18 protein-coding genes and 5 tRNA genes are annotated in these 18,203 nt (G+C 49.8%); all 23 read left to right on the top strand.

Going from position 1 to position 18,203, the window contains the following annotated elements; translation table 11 throughout:
- Positions 1-14 precede the first annotated feature (14 nt).
- Positions 15-1,526 carry an NAD(P)H-hydrate dehydratase gene (locus NV375_RS07270; protein ID WP_258807501.1) on the top strand — a complete coding sequence of 504 codons (1,512 nt, stop codon included), beginning with the start codon at positions 15-17 and terminating at the stop codon, positions 1,524-1,526.
- Positions 1,523-1,999 (top strand): tRNA (adenosine(37)-N6)-threonylcarbamoyltransferase complex ATPase subunit type 1 TsaE, encoded by a 477-nt coding sequence (gene tsaE / locus NV375_RS07265; protein WP_258807500.1) that lies wholly within the window; start codon positions 1,523-1,525, stop codon positions 1,997-1,999. The genes NV375_RS07270 and tsaE overlap by 4 nt, the downstream gene beginning before the upstream one ends.
- Complete coding sequence (locus tag NV375_RS07260) at positions 1,999-3,312, top strand: N-acetylmuramoyl-L-alanine amidase (protein WP_258807499.1); 1,314 nt, start codon at positions 1,999-2,001, stop codon at positions 3,310-3,312. The genes tsaE and NV375_RS07260 overlap by 1 nt, the downstream gene beginning before the upstream one ends.
- 8 nt (positions 3,313-3,320) lie before the next feature.
- Complete coding sequence (gene mutL / locus NV375_RS07255) at positions 3,321-5,027, top strand: DNA mismatch repair endonuclease MutL (protein WP_258807498.1); 1,707 nt, start codon at positions 3,321-3,323, stop codon at positions 5,025-5,027.
- Positions 5,024-5,974 (top strand): tRNA (adenosine(37)-N6)-dimethylallyltransferase MiaA, encoded by a 951-nt coding sequence (miaA, locus tag NV375_RS07250; RefSeq protein WP_258807497.1) that lies wholly within the window; start codon positions 5,024-5,026, stop codon positions 5,972-5,974. The genes mutL and miaA overlap by 4 nt, the downstream gene beginning before the upstream one ends.
- 156 nt (positions 5,975-6,130) lie before the next feature.
- Positions 6,131-6,385, top strand: a complete 255-nt coding sequence (hfq, locus tag NV375_RS07245; protein WP_126753540.1) for an RNA chaperone Hfq — start codon at positions 6,131-6,133, stop codon at positions 6,383-6,385.
- A gap of 29 nt (positions 6,386-6,414) precedes the next feature.
- Positions 6,415-7,710, top strand: coding sequence for a ribosome rescue GTPase HflX (gene hflX, locus NV375_RS07240; RefSeq protein WP_258807496.1), 1,296 nt, complete (start codon positions 6,415-6,417; stop codon positions 7,708-7,710).
- Positions 7,711-7,764: 54 nt separating this feature from the next.
- Positions 7,765-8,961: an FtsH protease activity modulator HflK gene (gene hflK / locus NV375_RS07235; RefSeq protein ID WP_258807495.1), complete on the top strand. Its 1,197-nt coding sequence runs from the start codon at positions 7,765-7,767 to the stop codon at positions 8,959-8,961.
- A gap of 3 nt (positions 8,962-8,964) precedes the next feature.
- Positions 8,965-9,849: a protease modulator HflC gene (gene hflC, locus NV375_RS07230; RefSeq protein WP_258807493.1), complete on the top strand. Its 885-nt coding sequence runs from the start codon at positions 8,965-8,967 to the stop codon at positions 9,847-9,849.
- 66 nt (positions 9,850-9,915) lie between these two features.
- Entirely contained in the window at positions 9,916-11,076 is a 1,161-nt protein-coding gene (locus NV375_RS07225) for an aminotransferase class V-fold PLP-dependent enzyme (RefSeq protein WP_258807492.1), read from the top strand.
- Between the two features lie 81 nt (positions 11,077-11,157).
- Positions 11,158-12,456, top strand: coding sequence for an adenylosuccinate synthase (locus NV375_RS07220; RefSeq protein ID WP_126771770.1), 1,299 nt, complete (start codon positions 11,158-11,160; stop codon positions 12,454-12,456).
- 89 nt (positions 12,457-12,545) lie between these two features.
- Positions 12,546-12,621, top strand: a tRNA-Thr gene (locus NV375_RS07215).
- Positions 12,622-12,636: 15 nt separating this feature from the next.
- Positions 12,637-12,721, top strand: a tRNA-Tyr gene (locus NV375_RS07210).
- A gap of 63 nt (positions 12,722-12,784) precedes the next feature.
- Positions 12,785-12,859: transfer RNA gene (locus NV375_RS07205), tRNA-Gly, on the top strand.
- A 13-nt stretch (positions 12,860-12,872) separates the two neighbouring features.
- Positions 12,873-12,948: transfer RNA gene (locus NV375_RS07200), tRNA-Thr, on the top strand.
- Positions 12,949-13,047: 99 nt separating this feature from the next.
- On the top strand, positions 13,048-14,232 hold the full coding sequence (gene tuf, locus NV375_RS07195) for an elongation factor Tu (protein ID WP_258239816.1): 1,185 nt from the start codon (positions 13,048-13,050) through the stop codon (positions 14,230-14,232).
- Positions 14,233-14,505: 273 nt separating this feature from the next.
- Positions 14,506-14,582: transfer RNA gene (locus NV375_RS07190), tRNA-Trp, on the top strand.
- Positions 14,583-14,691: 109 nt separating this feature from the next.
- Entirely contained in the window at positions 14,692-15,072 is a 381-nt protein-coding gene (gene secE, locus NV375_RS07185; protein ID WP_126771766.1) for a preprotein translocase subunit SecE, read from the top strand.
- A gap of 3 nt (positions 15,073-15,075) precedes the next feature.
- Entirely contained in the window at positions 15,076-15,618 is a 543-nt protein-coding gene (nusG, locus tag NV375_RS07180) for a transcription termination/antitermination protein NusG (protein ID WP_126771764.1), read from the top strand.
- Between the two features lie 182 nt (positions 15,619-15,800).
- Positions 15,801-16,232, top strand: a complete 432-nt coding sequence (rplK, locus tag NV375_RS07175; RefSeq protein ID WP_126763538.1) for a 50S ribosomal protein L11 — start codon at positions 15,801-15,803, stop codon at positions 16,230-16,232.
- A 1-nt stretch (position 16,233) separates the two neighbouring features.
- Complete coding sequence (rplA, locus tag NV375_RS07170; protein ID WP_258807491.1) at positions 16,234-16,929, top strand: 50S ribosomal protein L1; 696 nt, start codon at positions 16,234-16,236, stop codon at positions 16,927-16,929.
- Positions 16,930-17,185: 256 nt separating this feature from the next.
- Positions 17,186-17,704: a 50S ribosomal protein L10 gene (gene rplJ / locus NV375_RS07165; protein WP_258807490.1), complete on the top strand. Its 519-nt coding sequence runs from the start codon at positions 17,186-17,188 to the stop codon at positions 17,702-17,704.
- Positions 17,705-17,757: 53 nt separating this feature from the next.
- Entirely contained in the window at positions 17,758-18,135 is a 378-nt protein-coding gene (gene rplL, locus NV375_RS07160; protein WP_126771758.1) for a 50S ribosomal protein L7/L12, read from the top strand.
- Positions 18,136-18,203: the final 68 nt, after the last annotated feature.

Raw genomic sequence — 18,203 nt, 5'->3', positions numbered from 1 at the left:
GTGGAGATGCACCGATGCAATTAAGTATGCAACAGCTTGTCTTTCGCACCAAGCAGGTTCGCGATCGAGAATTGGAAGCAGCGAAGAACCTTGGTGTGAGTCCTGCGCAGTTAATGCAACGGGCTGCCCAGAGCTGTTTAGCGGCGCTGGAACGGCAACAACCGGCCCCAGCGCGCATCATGATTCTTTGCGGACCAGGAAATAATGGCGGTGATGGTTGGGTGTTGGCACGTTTAGCGAGTCGCGCTGGTTACCAAGTGACCGTGGTGGCGAGCGAACCCAAAACCGAGTTAGCCAAGCAAGCAGCAGACGCATGGCATGACCAACAAGGACAAGTCGAGCCTTTAGCACAACTGGATCGCACTCACCTTGCGGAGTACGACATCATTGTCGACGCCATGTTGGGGACAGGGCTCACGCGTGATCTGGACCCAATGTATCAACGCGCGGTGCATACCCTGAATGACGCCAAGCAGTTTCATAAACTGTGGGTGTTAAGTATTGATTGTCCCAGTGGCCTGCAAAGTGATACTGGCACACCTTGTCCAATTGCCGTAGAGGCCGACTACACCGTAACTTTTATCGCTTGGAAGCCTGGTTTACTGACTGGGCAAGGCTGCCATTATAGCGGTCGTTTAGAGCTTGCAGAGTTGGGCATTTCGGCGGCGTTTCGGCAGTTGGAACGACCGTTTGCCACCCTTATTGAGCAGGAAGAAGTGACCCGACACTTACCGCCCCGCCACCGAAGCAGTCATAAAGGTAGGCATGGGCATGTGGCAATTGTCGGTGGCAGTCTAGGTTTGACCGGTGCGGTTGTGCTGGCTGGCCAAGCAGCATTGCGTTCGGGAGCCGGAAAAGTTTCGGTGCTGACCCAACCCGAAAGCCAAACCACAATTGCGGCAGCGCAAGCTGAGTTATTGGTACAACAAACCACGGCAGACGAATCCGCCGCAGTAATGCGGTTACTGCAAGGTTGCGATGTCGTGGTGCTAGGCCCTGGTTTGGGCACTAGCAGTTGGGCGCAACGTTTATGCGAATGGCTCTTGCACAGTGATCTGCCCTTGGTTCTCGATGCCGACGGATTGAATTTGTTAAGCGACCACAATGAGTGGTTGCCGCGGCAAGCCCCGCTCTGGCTGACGCCTCACCCAGGCGAGGCGGCCCGTTTGTTAAACTGTACGACGAAACAGGTGGAACAAGATCGCTATGCAGCGGTCGAAGAGCTAAGTCATCGTTTTCAAGCATTTGTGGTACTGAAGGGTGCGGGTTCATTGATTACTCACCCCGAAGCAGCGCGTTTAAGGGTATGTAAACGGGGCAGTCCAGCATTAGCCGTGGGCGGTGCGGGTGATGTATTGAGTGGTATTGTCGGTAGTCTTATTGGTCAAGGCCTTGCCGCCGAGACGGTGCTTCCGGTAGCTACGTGGTTGCACGCCGTGGCTGGCGAACACGCTGCAATTGCAGGGGAACGTGGTACACTACCGAGTGATTTATTTGGGCCGTTACGGAAGTTAGTGAATCCATGAGTGAAAAGCAGTTTTTCTTAGCGTCTGAAGCTGATTTATTGGCAGTAGCAGAGCGCCTAGGGCAGGTAGTCAATAACGCCAAGAATACCGATGGCAAGCCTTTAACCATTCATTTATTAGGCGAGCTAGGCGCAGGAAAAACCACGTTTAGTCGAGGCTTTATTCAAGCATTGGGACATCAAGGTAAGGTCAAAAGCCCAACCTATACGCTGGTTGAGAGTTATGAGTTGCCGCCATGGCAGATCCACCATTTTGACTTATACCGTCTTGCGGACCCTGAAGAACTTGAATTTATGGGCATACGTGATTACCTTGACAGTAATACAATAATTTTGGCGGAGTGGCCGCAGCGCGGCGCGGGTGTGCTACCAGAGCCAGATTTAAAGATTGTCATCGCTTACGCTGATAAGGCGCGAGATATGACAGTAGGTGCGCTAACTACACGAGGTCGAGAGCTCCTCGAAAAACTCTGATGCAACGTTTTTTTGTCACGGTCATGACGCTTGTACTGGCGGCTTTTGTGCTACCTGTGCACGCGGCAAACACAATTAAAAACATACGGATGTGGCCTTCGCCGGACAACACCCGTGTGGTCTTTGATATGGCTGGGGCTCCGGAGTATAGCTATTTCTCACTCAACCAATCACATCCGTATCGTTTGGTGATTGATTTTCCGAGCACGGAACTTAACGTTAACCTCGCTCAGCTTGAGTCGAGCTCATTGTTATTAAAAAAAATTCGTACCAGTACGCCGAAACTTCCTGGTAGTACGCGCATTGTGCTTGAGTTAGATAAACAAGTAGATCCCGTTATTCAGGTGCTGCCACCACAAGAAATGCATGGGCACCGATTGGTTGTGGATCTTCCGGGGACGTCGTTAAAGCGGGATGAAGCAGCATTGAGTGCAGATGATCTGCAAGAGCGCAAAGTGACCATCGCCATTGACGCTGGTCACGGTGGTGACGACCCTGGCTCGATTGGGCCATCGGGAACCTACGAAAAAGACGTCGTTCTTAAAGTTGCGCGAGCGCTCGCCAAGATGATTAATGAAGATCCCGGTATGCAAGCGTATTTGATTCGTTCCGATGATTATTATGTCAATTTGAATGAACGACCACGTAAGGCCGAACGTGTTAAAGCTGATTTATTTGTGTCAGTGCATGCAGATGGATTTACCTCACCGCAGCCACGCGGAGCATCGATTTGGGTATTGTCGAATCGTCGCGCGAGTACTGAAATGGGTCGCTTGCTCGAGAATAAAGAGCGCTTATCTGATGTATTAGGTGGTGTTCCTGCGGTCGAAAATGAAGATAATTTCCTTAATGAAACGCTTATCTCGATGAGTATGGATCATGCTATGGCGAGTGGCTACGAAGCCGCCAGTGATGTACTTCGCGAACTGAAGCAAATTACTCGCATGCATAAAGCCAAACCGCAACATGCCAGTTTGGCGGTCTTGACATCGACAGCAATGCCGTCGATGTTGGTGGAAACGGGTTTTATTACGAATCCATCGGAAGAGCAATTATTGCGTAGTAATCAGCACCAGCAAAAGCTTGCGCGAGCCATTTATCAAGGCGTGCGTAGTTACTTCATGCGGCGTCCCCCGGACGGCACAATGTTTGCGAATAATCGAACGAACCGCCACGTGGTGCGCTCGGGCGAGTCGCTATCGATTCTCGCACAACGTTACAACACTTCTATTGCAGCAATTAAGGCACACAACAACTTGAATAGCTCGGTTATTCAAATTGGCCAAGTGCTCGAAATACCGAGCCCCGAATAGGTTTAACCATGCCCATACAGTTACTCCCGATAAGCCTGGCGAACCAAATAGCCGCAGGTGAGGTGATAGAACGTCCTGCTTCGGTCGTCAAAGAGCTCATTGAAAACAGTTTGGATGCGGGAGCAGACCAACTCACGGTGGATATCGAGAAGGGCGGTCGACGTCGAATTCGAATTCGTGACAATGGCGCAGGAATTATCAAAGAGGAGCTGGCGCTGGCTTTGGCGCGTCACGCCACCAGTAAAATTCAGTCGCTCGCAGACTTGGAGGCAATTCAAAGTCTAGGCTTTCGTGGTGAGGCGCTGGCGAGTATAAGTTCTGTGGCGCGCTTAACACTAACATCGAAACCAGCAGCTCAAGAGCAAGCTTGGCGAGCTTGGGTTGAGGGCCGTGACATGAGTGCTGAATTAGCACCGGCGAGTCACCCCGATGGGACGACAGTTGATGTTGAAGACCTGTTTTTTAATACGCCGGCGCGGCGTAAGTTTTTACGTACCGACAAAACCGAATTCACCCATATTGATGACCTGCTTAAACGCATTGCGCTAAGTCGCTTTGATGTTCGTATTGTGCTGAATCATAACCAGAAAACGGTGCGTAATTACCCCGCAGTGGCAGCACCGGATGCCTTACAGCGCATCGCTAAAGTGGTCGGTAGTCGTTTTACCGAACATGCACGCTTGATTGAAGCGGAACATATGGGGGTACGGCTCTGGGGGTGGGTGGTCGACGCTAACCACTGCCGACATCAGGGCGATGCGCAATATTTTTACGTAAATGGTCGCATGATGCGTGATCGCATGTTGAATCACGCCATACGACAAGCTTACGGTGACAGCCTGAGTGATGATCGCTCAGCAACTTATGTGCTGTATTTGGAATTACCACCCCACGATGTTGATGTGAATGTACATCCAGCAAAACATGAGGTGCGTTTTCATCACGCTCGGCAAATTCATGACTTTGTCTTGCAAACCGTGCGTGAGGGCTTGCGCATTAGCGCCGCAGGGGCGGCGGAGCATCACTACAAGGCTGCACCCGAAAACTTACGGCAACAAGTTGCAGAGTTGCCGCCACGCACAAGCACTCCTCTGCCGGGACTTAAGCGGTCGCCCCAAGAGTATGGCAAGACATTCAGCGAGGCGCCGCAGATGACCGCAGTAGAAGGACTGAGCATGGCGGAATCGCCTACCTTCTTAACTGTACTGGCAGGACGTTTTGCACTTTTCCAACAGCCAACAAACGCGGCGCAAGAGCTTAAGCTTCTGCATTTGCAAGCTGTCGAGCAACATTACCATGCAGCGAAGTGGCAACAGCAGTTTCAGACTGGCCTTGCGGGACAGCCGTTACTAATCCCCGTAAAAATCACTGACACCGAATTGTTGGCGCGCGTGCAGCGCATCGACAACAACCGTTGGGCGCAGTTAGGTATCATGCTGACGCAAGAAGGTCGAAATTGGCTCGTAAAACAGGTGCCGAGTGCACTTCGCCACAGTGACATTGCGGCGAGTTTGGTCGAGGTTGCGAGCATGTTAGAGCAGCATGACGAACCACCGCGTGAGTTTTGGCAGTGGTTTGCACGTTTGCAAGTTAGTCAGCACTACAGCCACGTTCAAGCGGAACATTGGTGGCAGGTATGGCAACAAAAGCTCGCAGCTGACGATGTCTACACGTTGCCCGTCGAACTACCTGAACTACCGGAGCCATTGCGATGAATGAACCCTATGTTATCTGCCTTTACGGCCCCACTGCGGCGGGTAAAACGGGCTTAGCGATTGACCTCAGCCAACAGCTGGGAGCAGATATCGTTTCGGTTGATTCGGCCTTAATCTATCGCGGCATGGATATTGGCACGGCCAAGCCGACCGCTGAGGAATTAGCGGCTGCACCGCACCGATTGATTGATATTTGTGATCCTGCCGAGCGTTATTCGGCAGCACAGTTTGCTAACGATGCAAAACGTGAGATCGAGTCGATCTTGGCAAACGGACGGATACCGTTACTGGTCGGCGGTACGATGATGTACTTCAAGACGTTGTTAGAGGGTATGTCGGAATTGCCAGAGGCGAATGAAGCGGTGCGTCGCGATTTAACTGCCCGTTTAGCGAGTGAAGGAAGTGACACCCTGCACGCGGAGCTTGCAGCGGTTGACCCCGTTAGTGCTACGCGAATCCACCCGAATGATCCGCAGCGACTGATCCGCGCGTTAGAGGTGTATCAGATAAGCGGAAAATCGTTGACCGAGCTGACGCAAACTCGACAGGGGGCGCTCAACTACCCAGTGATTCAACTTGCGGTCGCTCCAGCGCAGCGTGAAGTGTTGCACGAACGTATAGCTCTACGTTTTCGACAAATGTTGGAACAAGGGTTCATTGACGAGGTCAAAGCCTTGCGTGCGCGCGGTGATTTACATTTAGACTTGCCAGCGTTGCGCTGTGTGGGATATCGGCAGGTTTGGCAGTATTTGGATGGCGCCGATGATTACCAAACCATGGTCGACAAAGGTATTTTTGCGACCCGGCAATTAGCGAAGCGGCAATTGACGTGGTTGCGCAAATGGCCGGGGGTGCGCTGGTTCGATAGTTTGGCACCAGATCTGCTTGACCAAGCACTAGCGTATTGTCGAGAAGTGCCTGAAAACTTTACACGAATCAAACCTTGAAAGCCTACAATTTGGCCTTATAGTTAAGGTAAGTACGAAAAACGATAACAGCGCAGCTGGTAAAAGATAAAGGTTAGACTATAGTTGAGCGGACTGGCACCTGTGGTCTGTAGTAAGCTGCCGGACTAAAACAATAAAAAGAAAAAGGATGCGAAAATGGCTAAAGGGCAAACTTTACAAGACCCGTTTTTGAATGCTTTGCGTCGGGAGCGCGTACCGGTGTCCATCTATTTGGTGAACGGTATCAAACTACAGGGGCAAATTGAGTCGTTCGATCAGTTTGTGATTTTACTAAAGAACACCGTCAGCCAGATGGTTTATAAGCATGCGATTTCGACCGTAGTACCGGCGCGGATTCCGCAAAACTACTTGCCGCAGCAAGAAGCGGCGGGTGATGAGGCGATTGATTAAACTAAGATTCTTGAAGGAGCAGTGATAGCTTGTTTGATAGGTTTGAAAGTGGTGAACAGGCTATCCTGGTGCACGTTGATTTCCCGGCGGAAACCGATCGGGAAGACCTCTCTGAACTTAAATTGTTGGTCTCTTCCGCTGGCGTTGAAACGCTTGCGGTGATTACTGCTGCGCGCTCGACACCGAGTTCGCGCTTTTTCGTGGGTAGCGGCAAGGCCGAGGAAATCGCCGAAGCCGTGAAGCTGCACAATGCTAATATTGTCATTTTTAATCACAGTTTGTCGCCTACCCAAGAGCGTAACCTTGAGAAATTGTGCCAATGCCGAGTTTTAGATCGCACCGGCTTAATCCTCGATATTTTTGCGCAACGAGCACGGACTCACGAAGGTAAATTACAAGTTGAGCTTGCTCAGCTTCGGCATATTTCGACCCGGCTTGTACGAGGTTGGACGCACTTGGAACGGCAAAAGGGTGGTATCGGGTTACGCGGTCCTGGTGAAACGCAGCTTGAGACTGACCGTCGTTTGATTCGTGGCCGTATTAAGAACATCCTCGGGCGCTTACAAAAGGTGCAGAAGCAGCGCGAGCAGGGTAGACGCGCGCGTCAGCGTGCCGAAATACCTACGGTATCTTTGGTAGGCTATACCAACGCCGGTAAGTCGACGCTATTTAACCGAATTACTGAAGCTGATGTCTACGCCGCCGACCAGTTGTTTGCGACGCTTGATCCGACCTTACGTAAGCTTGAGTTGCCTGACGTCGGGCCCATTATTTTAGCCGACACCGTAGGCTTCATCCGACATCTGCCTCATGAACTTGTTGCGGCTTTTAAAGCTACACTGCAAGAGACGCAAGACGCTGATCTTTTATTACACGTTATCGATATTAGTGATGAGCGGCAGCAAGAGAATGTCGAGCAAGTGACCGAGGTCTTACACGAGATTGGCGCTGATGAAGTACCGCAATTATTAATTTGTAACAAAATCGACCGACTCGATGCGGGCGAAGCACGTATCGATTACGATGACCAACAGCAACCTGTGCGGGTTTGGTTATCGGCACAAACAGGCGAAGGCGCGGAGCTGCTGAAACAGGCGCTCGAACAACGCCTACGCCCAGCGATGGTCAATGTTGCGTTAAAGATCCCGCCGTCGATGGGTAAGTTGCGTGGTCGGCTTTACGCACTCAATAGTGTCACTGAAGAGGCGGCTTGTGACGATGGTGCGCTTGCCATGAAAGTGCGTATGTCGGCCGTGGATTGGCAGCGTTTATGTAAACAAGTTGCCGATGAGTATGGCGATAGTTTGCAAGGCTTTGTAGAATAGCTCATTACAGACGACAAAATTCATTTACAGTTCGATCTACAGTTGGAGTAGTCAATGGCCTGGAATCAACCGGGAAACGGTAACAATAACGACCGTGATCCATGGAAAAACCAAGGCGGTCGCGATCAGGGTCCACCGGACCTTGATGAAGCGGTACGCAATCTTTTAAGCAAATTTGGGATAGGCGGCTCAGGTAAGAAGGGCGGTGGTTCGTCATCGTCGAGCGGCGGTTTTCCAAGCAAAGGTTTCGGCATCATTGCTGTGTTGTTGGTAGTGGTATGGTTCATTGCCGGTTTTTACACAGTAAAAGAAGCAGAGCGCGGTGTGGTATTGCGTTTTGGTAATTTCCACAACCTCGTGGAATCAGGACTGCATTGGCGTCCGGTTTTCATCGACAGTGTTGAAATGGTCGATGTAAGTAACGTTCGCCAGTTCCAGTCTGAAGGCTTCATGTTGACGCAAGACGAAAACGTTGTGCATGTTGAGCTTGATGTGCAATATCGCATCATCAACCCGCGTGACTACCTCTATGCCGTTGAGAATGCCGATAACAGCTTGGCGCAGGCCACCGATAGTGCCTTGCGTTATGTGGTGGGTCACACGACCATGGACGAAGTATTAACCGTGGGTCGTGAAAACGTGCGAACCAATACTTTGGAGCTGTTGGAAAATATCATTGCACCTTACCAGTTAGGTATTCAAATCGTTGATATCAACTTGTTGCCAGCGCGTCCACCAGAAGCGGTTAAAGATGCTTTTGATGATGCGATCGCTGCCCAAGAGGATGAGCAACGCTTTATTCGTGAAGCTGAAGCTTACGCGCGTGAAGTAGAACCAACAGCTCGTGGGCAAGTGCGTCGTATTCTGCAAGAAGCGCAAGCCTATCGCGAACAGCAAGTGTTAAAAGCGCAGGGTGAAATTGCGCGTTTCAACGAGTTACTGCCGCAATACAAAAAGGCACCAAAAGTGACGCGCGATCGTTTGTATTTAGAAACACTCGAGAAAATCTACGCCAATACCGCCAAGGTGATGGTTGATGTGGAAGGTAGCAACAACATGATGTACCTGCCACTAGACAAGATCCTCGAGCAACAACGCCGCAATACTGATAGTTCGAGCAACATGTCCGGCAGCAGCGACGGACAAAACTCAACCTCAACGAACTCGACGCGCTCTAACAACAGCCGTCAGGGTACATCCACGAATTCAACTGGCCGCACAAGTGACCGGTACGACGGAGGTCGAGGCTAAGCTATGAAAAACTTAATTGCAGTACTCGTGATTATTGCCGTGATCCTCGGTTTCTCATCGCTGTTTGTGGTGAACGAAGGTGAACGAGCGATCGTTATCCAATTTGGTAAAGTTCAGCGTGATGCGGACACTGGTATGCCAACGGTTTACGAACCAGGCTTACACTTTAAATTACCGCTGATCGAAAACGTTAAGCGCCTTGATGCACGTTTCAAAACGCTCGATGGTGACCCAGACCGGTTTGTTACCAGTGAGAAGAAAGACCTTATCGTTGATACTTATGTGAAGTGGCGTATCTCTGACTTTGCGACGTATTACCTGTCGACCAATGGCGGTAATCAAGCGCAAGCCGAGGCTCTGTTAACACGTCGTGTGAACAGCGGCCTGCGTGCAGAGTTTGGTAGTCGTACGATTAAGGAAATCGTTTCGGGTGAACGTGACAACCTGATGCGCGAAGCTCTGATTCGCGGTGCAGACAGTGCGCAAGAACTCGGCATTGAAGTGATTGACGTGCGGGTGATGCAAATCAACCTGCCGACCGAAGTCAGTCAGTCGATCTTCCAGCGGATGCGCGCGGAACGTGAAGCTGTTGCGCGTGAACATCGTTCTGAAGGTCGTGAGCAAGCAGAGTTTATTCGCGCCGACGTCGATGCTCGGGTGACCGTAATGCTTGCGGACGCTGAACGTCAGTCGCGTCAACTACGCGGTGAAGGTAATGCTGAAGCGGCTGGTATCTATGCCGAGGCTTACCAGCAAGATCCGGAGTTCTTCCAGTTCTTGCGAAGCTTGCAAGCTTATGAAACAAGCTTTGCACGAGGCAATGATGTGATTGTCCTCGAGCCTGATAGCGACTTCTTCAAATACTTGAAGAACATTTCAGGAAAATAATCGAGAGCCGGCCCAGCGCCGGCTTTTTTATGGAAGCGAACAGCGAACAGCGCAGTTGGATCTTTTATGTCGTATAAGCAGCATTATCAACACTTTCTCAAGCAGCATCCCGAGACCCTTCATTGCTCGCCTCACAGCCATCATTATTGGCCTGACGTTACCCGTGCCGCACAGCTTGCGTATTGGGACGATAGTGCCAAAGGCGTCGATCATAAGTGGGATATGATTTTCGGTGAACGCCTACCACGCGTGCAAAAACTGTTGGCAGAGCTACTTGACCACCCTGCACCAGAGCAATTTGTCTTTGCCAATAACACGCATGAATTGTTGTACCGAGTGATCAGCTGTTTTGATCCAGCTCAACCGCTGCGGATATTGACGAGTGATGGTGAGTTTCATAGTTTTTCGCGCCAGGTTCGGCGTCTTGAAGAACGCGCGAATGTCGACGTGGTGCGCGTTAGTTGTGAACCGTGCGCAACCTTTGCTGAGCGTTGGCAACAAGCCGTGCAACAGCAGTCGTTCGATCTGATTTTTTGCAGCCAAGTGTTTTTTAATTCGGGGGTTGTGGCGCCATGGGTAGGCACTTGGTTGGAGTTGGTACCTGAAGCAACGCAAGTGATTATTGATGGCTATCATGGTTGTGGTGCGTTGCCGACGAGTTTGCATGATGTTGCTGGCCGTATTTTTTATGTGGCGGGCGCCTATAAGTATCTGCAGGCTGGCGAAGGCTGTTGCTTCATGAGTGTGCCAAAGGGCACCGCACTGCGCCCAGAGTATACTGGGTGGTTTGCTGACTTTGCTAATCTTGCGAAGCCCCAGCAAACTCACGTGGAGTATGCGAGTGACGGTATGCGTTTTGCCGGTGCGACCATGGACTTTACTGCATTGTACCGACTCGAGGCAGTATTGCAGTGGTGGCGCAACGACGGCATTACGGTTGCTACCATTCATCAGTATGTACAGCAGTTACAGGCCAATTTTTTGGCGGTGGTTGATGAACTTGAACATCCGCTGTTGAATCGCGCCGCGCTATTGGTTGATGACTTAGCGGAACATGGTCATTTTCTTACGTTTGAGCTGCCATCAGCTGCCGAGGTCGCAACTTTGGCGCAGCAACTGCAACATGGTGGTGTTGAAACCGACTACCGTGGTAAGCGCTTGCGTTTTGGATTTGCGTTGTATCACGATGCGTCTGACTATCAGCGCTTGAAAAAAGCGTTAAGCTGACCCCGATGGGCTACCGAAGGCGGCAAATACCTGTTAAAATCGCCGCCTGTTTTTTCAACAGTAACGCTGGTAGCACTAATCATGGGTAAAAACGTCGTAATTCTCGGCACGCAGTGGGGTGACGAAGGTAAAGGTAAGATTGTTGATTTACTTACCGATAAAGCTTCGTTGGCAGTTCGTTATCAAGGCGGACACAACGCCGGTCACACCTTAGTCATCGACGGCGAAAAAACCGTTCTTCATCTTATTCCATCAGCCATTTTGCGCGACAACGTGAAATGTGTGATCGGTAATGGCGTGGTTCTCTCGCCGGAAGCCTTGATGGAAGAAATTGCCATGCTTGAAAAGCGCGGCGTTCCGGTTCGTGAACGTTTGCTTATTAGCGAAGCTTGCCCATTGATTTTGCCTTACCACATTGCTTTAGACCAGGCGCGCGAGAAAGCGCGTGGTAACAAGGCGATTGGTACCACTGGGCGTGGCATCGGCCCTGCTTATGAAGATAAAGTTGCGCGGCGCGGTTTGCGCGTCGGTGATTTATTTAATTTTGCACGATTTGAAGAAAAGCTGCGTGAAGTGGTCGAATTCCATAACTTCACCTTGGTCAATTATTATCAAGTTGAGGCAGTGAATGTTGATGATGTGCTTGCCTATTGCCGTGAGGTCGCTCAGCAGTTACAGGGCATGGTCGCCGACATTCCGTCGCTCCTTGATGATGCGCGGAAAGCTGGCGAGAACATCATGTTTGAAGGTGCGCAGGGCACCTTGCTGGATATCGATCACGGTACCTATCCTTACGTAACCTCATCGAATACCACAGCAGGTGGGGTTTCCACCGGTGCTGGCTTTGGTCCTCGTTACATTGACTACGTCTTAGGCATCGTGAAAGCCTACACCACACGTGTAGGTAGTGGTCCGTTCCCAACGGAACTGGATTGTGATGTTGGTCAGCACCTTGGCGTGAAAGGGCATGAGTTTGGCGCTACCACCGGTCGCAAACGCCGTACAGGTTGGTTTGACGCTGTGGCAGCGCGCCGAGCGGTACAAATTAATTCCGTGAGCGGGTTCTGCTTAACCAAGCTAGATGTTTTAGACGGTTTAAAAGAATTAAAAATTTGTACCGGTTACCAGCTACCTGATGGTACGATAACCGAGTACCCACCAATGGCCGCGGAAGACTACGAATGTGTAGAGCCGATTTACGAAAGTATGCCAGGCTGGGACCAAAGCACAGTAGGTATTACTGAGCACAAAGATTTACCAACAGAGGCGCTTGCTTACATCAAGCGTATCGAAGCACTAACTGGTGTTCCTGTGGACATTATTTCGACAGGTCCAGACCGCGCAGAAACGATTATTTTGCAACATCCGTTCGCAAATTAACCAAACAGTCGCGGAATCGTAAAAAAATCAGCATTTCCTATTGCATCATCAAAATCGATACAATAGAATGCGCTCCACCTAACCGGGGTGCCGGCATAGCTCAGCTGGTAGAGCAACTGACTTGTAATCAGTAGGTCGGGAGTTCGACTCTCTCTGCCGGCACCAACTCAAAATTTGTTCGGAGGGGTTCCCGAGTGGCCAAAGGGATCAGACTGTAAATCTGACGGCTCAGCCTTCGCAGGTTCGAATCCTGCCCCCTCCACCAATTTGCATTGTCTGTTTAATGCGGTGAGTTCAGAATGGTTTGAGGTGGCCCGATTCAAGGCATGCGGGTATCGTATAATGGCTATTACCTCAGCCTTCCAAGCTGATGATGTGGGTTCGATTCCCACTACCCGCTCCAATAATCTGTAAGTGCTGATATAGCTCAGTTGGTAGAGCGCACCCTTGGTAAGGGTGAGGTCGGCGGTTCAAATCCGCCTATCAGCACCATCTCATCGGTCCAACCCCTTCAAAGCATTCTTCTCGGTTACGTAAACTTGACTCAATTTAGGTGTTTAACCACCGTACGTTGTCCAAAGAGAGGCTGTCATGTCAAAAGAAAAATTTGAACGTTCGAAACCGCATGTGAACGTAGGTACTATCGGCCACGTTGACCATGGTAAAACTACTCTGACTGCTGCGATCACTACCGTTTTGGCAAAAACCTACGGTGGCGCTGCGAAAGACTTCGCAATGATCGATAACGCACCAGAAGAAAAAGCGCGTGGTATCACCATCTCAACTTCACACGTTGAGTACGATACTCCGACGCGTCACTACGCACACGTAGACTGCCCAGGACACGCTGACTATGTGAAAAACATGATCACCGGTGCTGCGCAGATGGACGGCGCTATCTTGGTAGTAGCAGCCACTGACGGCCCTATGCCACAAACCCGTGAGCACATCTTGTTGTCACGTCAGGTAGGCGTGCCGTTCATCGTTGTTTTCATGAACAAATGTGACATGGTAGACGACGAAGAGTTGTTGGAATTGGTAGAGATGGAAGTTCGTGAACTTCTTTCTGAGTACGATTTCCCAGGTGACGACTTGCCAGTGATTCAAGGTTCAGCGTTGAAAGCGTTGGAAGGCGAAGAGCAGTGGGAAGCGAAAATCCTAGAATTGGCAGAAGCTTTGGATAACTACATCCCAGAGCCAGAGCGTGATATCGATAAGCCGTTCATCATGCCAATCGAAGACGTATTCTCGATCTCAGGTCGTGGTACTGTAGTAACAGGTCGTGTAGAGCGTGGTATCGTGCGCACTGGTGACGAAGTAGAAATCGTAGGTATCAAAGACACTACGAAGACGATCGTAACGGGTGTAGAGATGTTCCGTAAGTTGCTTGACGAAGGTCGTGCAGGTGAGAACATCGGTGCGTTGTTGCGTGGTACGAAGCGTGACGAGATCCAACGTGGCCAAGTATTGGCGAAGCCAGGTTCAATCACTCCGCACACCAAGTTCGAAGCGGAAGTTTACGTATTGAACAAAGAAGAAGGCGGTCGTCATACTCCGTTCTTCAAAGGCTATCGTCCACAGTTCTACTTCCGTACAACTGACGTAACTGGCGCAGTGCAATTGCCAGACGGCGTAGAAATGGTAATGCCAGGCGACAACTTGAAGTTTGTTGTTGACTTGATTCACCCAATCGCGATGGACGAAGGCTTGCGCTTCGCAATCCGTGAAGGTGGCCGTACTGTAGGCGCCGGCGTAGTATCTAAGATCTTAGACTAATACTGCGACGTAGCCCGTAGTTCTACTACGGGTAAAGCTATAAAAGGGGAGCTTCGGCTCCCTTTTTTAATGGGCGAAAAGTGTTGTTCGCTCTTCGCTATTTGATGTTCGTTTAAACCCAAAACATGGAACACCAAACGCTTTCAACGAAAAGTGAGCGCAGCGAACGTGCGAACAGCGAACATCGAACAACGCTCTTCGTTTGGCTCTTGTTTTAAGCGCCTTGATCGGTATAATACAGCGTCCATTTTCCGTCATCAGATGGTTAATTGCAGGGGTGTAGTTCCAATTGGTAGAACAGCGGTCTCCAAAACCGACGGTTGGGGGTTCGAATCCCTCCACCCCTGCCAACATAAATTCGCTGTTTGCTATTCGCTGTTCGTTGTTTGTTGAGAACGCTTTTTCGAACAGCAAACAGCAAATAGCAAACAACGGTTTTTTCAAATACAGGATTGAATAATGAGTGCTACTTCCGAAACGCAAAGCAGTTCTTTCGATAGCATTAAGTGGATCATCGCTATCGCGCTTTTGGCTGCCGCTGTATTGGGTAATTACTACTACGGTGAAACAGTTTCTGTACTTTATCGCGCCATCGCGGTTGTCGTGCTTGTTGCAGTGGCGGGTATCGTTGCTGGCATGACCGGCAAAGGCCGTCGTTTTCGTAGCTTTGCGAAAGAAAGCCGCACTGAAGTACGTCGCGTCGTATGGCCTACGCGCCAAGAAGCAACTCAAACAACAATTATTGTGGTTGTTGCAACCGCGATTGTTTCATTGATTCTGTGGGGCATGGATGCGATTCTGGTACGCGTTGTTGGATTCTTCACCGGACTGGAGTTTTAAGCGATGAGCGAACTTAAAAAACGTTGGTACGTAGTTCAAGCCTTTTCAGGGTTTGAAGCACGAGTCGCGCAGTCATTGCGTGAACACATCAAAATGCATGGCATGGAAGACAAGTTCGGTGAAGTTCTCGTCCCAACCGAAGAAGTTGTCGAAATGAAGGCTGGTCAGCGTCGTAAGAGCGAGCGCAAATTCTTCCCTGGTTATGTTCTAGTGGAAATGGCCATGGACGACGAGTCGTGGCACTTAGTGAAAAGCATTCCGCGTGTACTTGGCTTTATTGGTGGTAAGCAAGATCGCCCAACGCCAATTACGCAGAAAGAAGCTGACGCTATCCTCAACCGTCTGCAAGAGTCAGTTGATAAGCCTAAGCCGAAGACGTTGTTTGAGCCAGGTGAAGTTGTACGTGTGAATGATGGACCGTTTGCCGACTTCAACGGAACCGTTGAAAGTGTTGATTACGAAAAGAGTCGCTTAACGGTATCGGTTTCGATCTTCGGTCGTGCAACACCAGTAGAACTCGAATTCGGGCAAGTAGAAAAAGCCTAAAACATAAACAACGCTGTACGTTTTTTGTATTGCATTGGAGTGCGATAACAGCTATACTTCGCCTCCTTTTTTACGTCGGGGAGCCGTTTGAGTAAGTCACCCCTTGGTTTTTGTTGCTTACGACAAGTAGCAAAAATTGAAGACTTACAAGGCGTTAGACCCAAACCAAGAGGTATATAAACATGGCTAAGAAAGTTAGCGCTATCATCAAGCTGCAAGTTGCAGCTGGTGCAGCAAACCCGTCACCTCCTGTTGGTCCAGCACTTGGTCAGCACGGTGTGAACATCATGGAATTCTGTAAAGCATTCAACGCGGCAACTGATCAGCTTGAAAAAGGCGCGCCAGTTCCCGTTGAAATTACAGTATTCGAAGACCGTTCTTTCACGTTCATCACCAAGACTCCTCCAGCTGCATTCTTGTTGAAGAAAGCTGCAGGAATCAAGAGTGGTTCAGGTCGTCCTAACACTGAGAAAGTGGGTACTGTTACCCGTGCTCAGTTGGAAGAGATTGCCAAGGTTAAAGAGCCTGACTTAACAGCGGCTGACCTTGATGCAGCAGTACGTACTATCGCCGGCTCTGCACGTGCGATGGGCCTGAATGTGGAGGGTCTGTAAGATGGCTAAATTAAGCAAACGCGCTCGCCTGATCAAAGAGAAAGTTGAAGCTCGTGATTATGAAATCAACGAAGCGATCTCTCTTTTGAAAGAATTGGCAACTGCAAAATTCAAAGAAAGCGTTGATGTTTCTGTCAACCTCGGCATCGACGCTCGTAAATCTGATCAAAACGTTCGTGGCGCTACTGTATTGCCAAACGGTACTGGTCGTGACGTTCGCGTAGCTGTTTTTACTAGTGGCGCAAACGTAGACAAAGCTAAAGAAGCTGGTGCTGACTTGGTTGGTATGGAAGACCTTGCAGAACAAGTGAAAAAAGGCGAAATGAACTTTGACGTTGTTATCGCTTCACCTGACGCAATGCGTGTGGTCGGTCAGTTGGGTCAAATCTTAGGTCCACGTGGTCTAATGCCAAACCCGAAGACTGGTACTGTAACACCTGACGTTGCGACCGCTGTACAAAACGCGAAAGCTGGTCAGATTCGTTATCGCAACGATAAAGCGGGTATCATCCACGCGACTATCGGTAAAGTTGATTTCGATAACGACAAGTTGAAAGAAAACTTAGAAGCGTTGCTGGCAGCATTGAAGAAAGCGAAGCCTTCTTCAGCGAAAGGTCAGTACATCAAGAAAGTTAGCTTATCAACGACTATGGGCGCTGGCGTAGCCATCGACCAAGGTACGTTAGAAAGCAAATAAGGTTTTATGGGTTGGAGTCGCCACTTCGTGTAATAACTTAGTGAATGTGGCTCCCGTCCAAGACCGCAGGTGTCTCGCGGTGATTTCTGAGAAGAAATGATTAGCGACACTTAATTTCCTGCGCAGATGGTGTAATCCGGCTCAGACTCTCTGGGTAAGAGATTCACCGTGACAACGTGGTAGATGCAATCCCGGTCTACCTATGTGTAACGATAGTTCGCGGCTATGCCAAGAACTAAAAAAAGAGGTGATATCAGTGGCACTAGGTTTAGCAGCAAAAAAAGCAATCGTTAAAGAAGTTAACGAAGTTGCTTCAAACGCTCTATCCGTCGCTGTTGCTGAGTATCGCGGTATGGAAGTTGCGGACATGACCGTGCTGCGCCGTCAGGCGCGTGAGCAAGGCGTATATCTGAAAGTTATTCGGAATACCCTCGCGAAACGTGCTTTTGAAGGTACGCAGTTTGACGACATGGACGAAGTACTGAAAGGTCCACTTGTTTACGGCTTTTCTTTGGATGCACCGGGCGCTTCAGCTCGTTTGTTCAAAGACTTCGCTAAAGAGAACAAGCACCTGAAAGTAACTGCTCTCCACATCGGTAGCGGTGTTATGGGCGCAGACAAACTTGATGCAGTTGCATCACTTCCGACGCGTGACGAAGCATTGGCGAAATTGCTGGCCACCTTCAAGGCACCTGTTAGTAAGTTCGTTCGTACAGTTAACGAAGTTCCTACTAAGTTTGTGCGTGTGTTGGCGGCAATTAAAGACGCTAAATAGAAGCGGTTTTTTAACCAATTTTTTTGTAATTTATAACCCAGGAGTTTAGAGTTATGGCTCTTACTAAAGAAGATATCTTGAATGCAATCGCCGAAATGCCAGTAATGGAACTGGTAGAACTGATCGAAGCTGCTGAAGAGAAATTCGGTGTTGACGCATCTGCTGCTGTTGCAGTAGCTGCTGGCCCAGCTGCAGGCGGCGACGCTGCTGCAGAAGAGAAAACTGAATTCGACGTAGTATTGAAATCAGCTGGTTCAAACAAAGTTGGCGCAATCAAAGCAGTTCGCGCAGCAACTGGTCTTGGCCTGAAAGAAGCGAAAGCTATGGTTGAGTCTGCACCGGTAGCCGTTAAAGAAGGCATCGCGAAAGACGAAGCTGAAGAACTGAAAAAGCAGCTTGAAGAAGCTGGTGCAGAAGTTGAAGTTAAATAATCAACGACTGACACAAAAACTGGCCGCATAGGCCTAGGCCTGGTGACTTTTTGAGTCACCAGGCTTTT

It is taken from the genome of Pseudidiomarina sp. CB1 (assembly GCF_024752025.1).
Taxonomy (GTDB): Bacteria; Pseudomonadota; Gammaproteobacteria; order Enterobacterales; family Alteromonadaceae; genus Pseudidiomarina.
Note: the sequence above shows the minus strand (reverse complement) of the source record. Positions and strands in the feature narration are given on the sequence as shown.

Coding starts and splice junctions, on each gene's coding strand:
- hfq (WP_126753540.1), top strand. CDS start 6,131: ATGGCTAAAGGGCAAACTTTACAAGACCCGTTTTTGAATGCTTTGCGT.
- rplA (WP_258807491.1), top strand. CDS start 16,234: ATGGCTAAATTAAGCAAACGCGCTCGCCTGATCAAAGAGAAAGTTGAA.
- hflC (WP_258807493.1), top strand. CDS start 8,965: ATGAAAAACTTAATTGCAGTACTCGTGATTATTGCCGTGATCCTCGGT.
- NV375_RS07225 (WP_258807492.1), top strand. CDS start 9,916: ATGTCGTATAAGCAGCATTATCAACACTTTCTCAAGCAGCATCCCGAG.
- nusG (WP_126771764.1), top strand. CDS start 15,076: ATGAGCGAACTTAAAAAACGTTGGTACGTAGTTCAAGCCTTTTCAGGG.
- mutL (WP_258807498.1), top strand. CDS start 3,321: ATGCCCATACAGTTACTCCCGATAAGCCTGGCGAACCAAATAGCCGCA.
- rplK (WP_126763538.1), top strand. CDS start 15,801: ATGGCTAAGAAAGTTAGCGCTATCATCAAGCTGCAAGTTGCAGCTGGT.
- NV375_RS07220 (WP_126771770.1), top strand. CDS start 11,158: ATGGGTAAAAACGTCGTAATTCTCGGCACGCAGTGGGGTGACGAAGGT.
- NV375_RS07270 (WP_258807501.1), top strand. CDS start 15: ATGCAATTAAGTATGCAACAGCTTGTCTTTCGCACCAAGCAGGTTCGC.
- miaA (WP_258807497.1), top strand. CDS start 5,024: ATGAATGAACCCTATGTTATCTGCCTTTACGGCCCCACTGCGGCGGGT.
- tsaE (WP_258807500.1), top strand. CDS start 1,523: ATGAGTGAAAAGCAGTTTTTCTTAGCGTCTGAAGCTGATTTATTGGCA.
- NV375_RS07260 (WP_258807499.1), top strand. CDS start 1,999: ATGCAACGTTTTTTTGTCACGGTCATGACGCTTGTACTGGCGGCTTTT.
- tuf (WP_258239816.1), top strand. CDS start 13,048: ATGTCAAAAGAAAAATTTGAACGTTCGAAACCGCATGTGAACGTAGGT.
- secE (WP_126771766.1), top strand. CDS start 14,692: ATGAGTGCTACTTCCGAAACGCAAAGCAGTTCTTTCGATAGCATTAAG.
- hflK (WP_258807495.1), top strand. CDS start 7,765: ATGGCCTGGAATCAACCGGGAAACGGTAACAATAACGACCGTGATCCA.
- rplL (WP_126771758.1), top strand. CDS start 17,758: ATGGCTCTTACTAAAGAAGATATCTTGAATGCAATCGCCGAAATGCCA.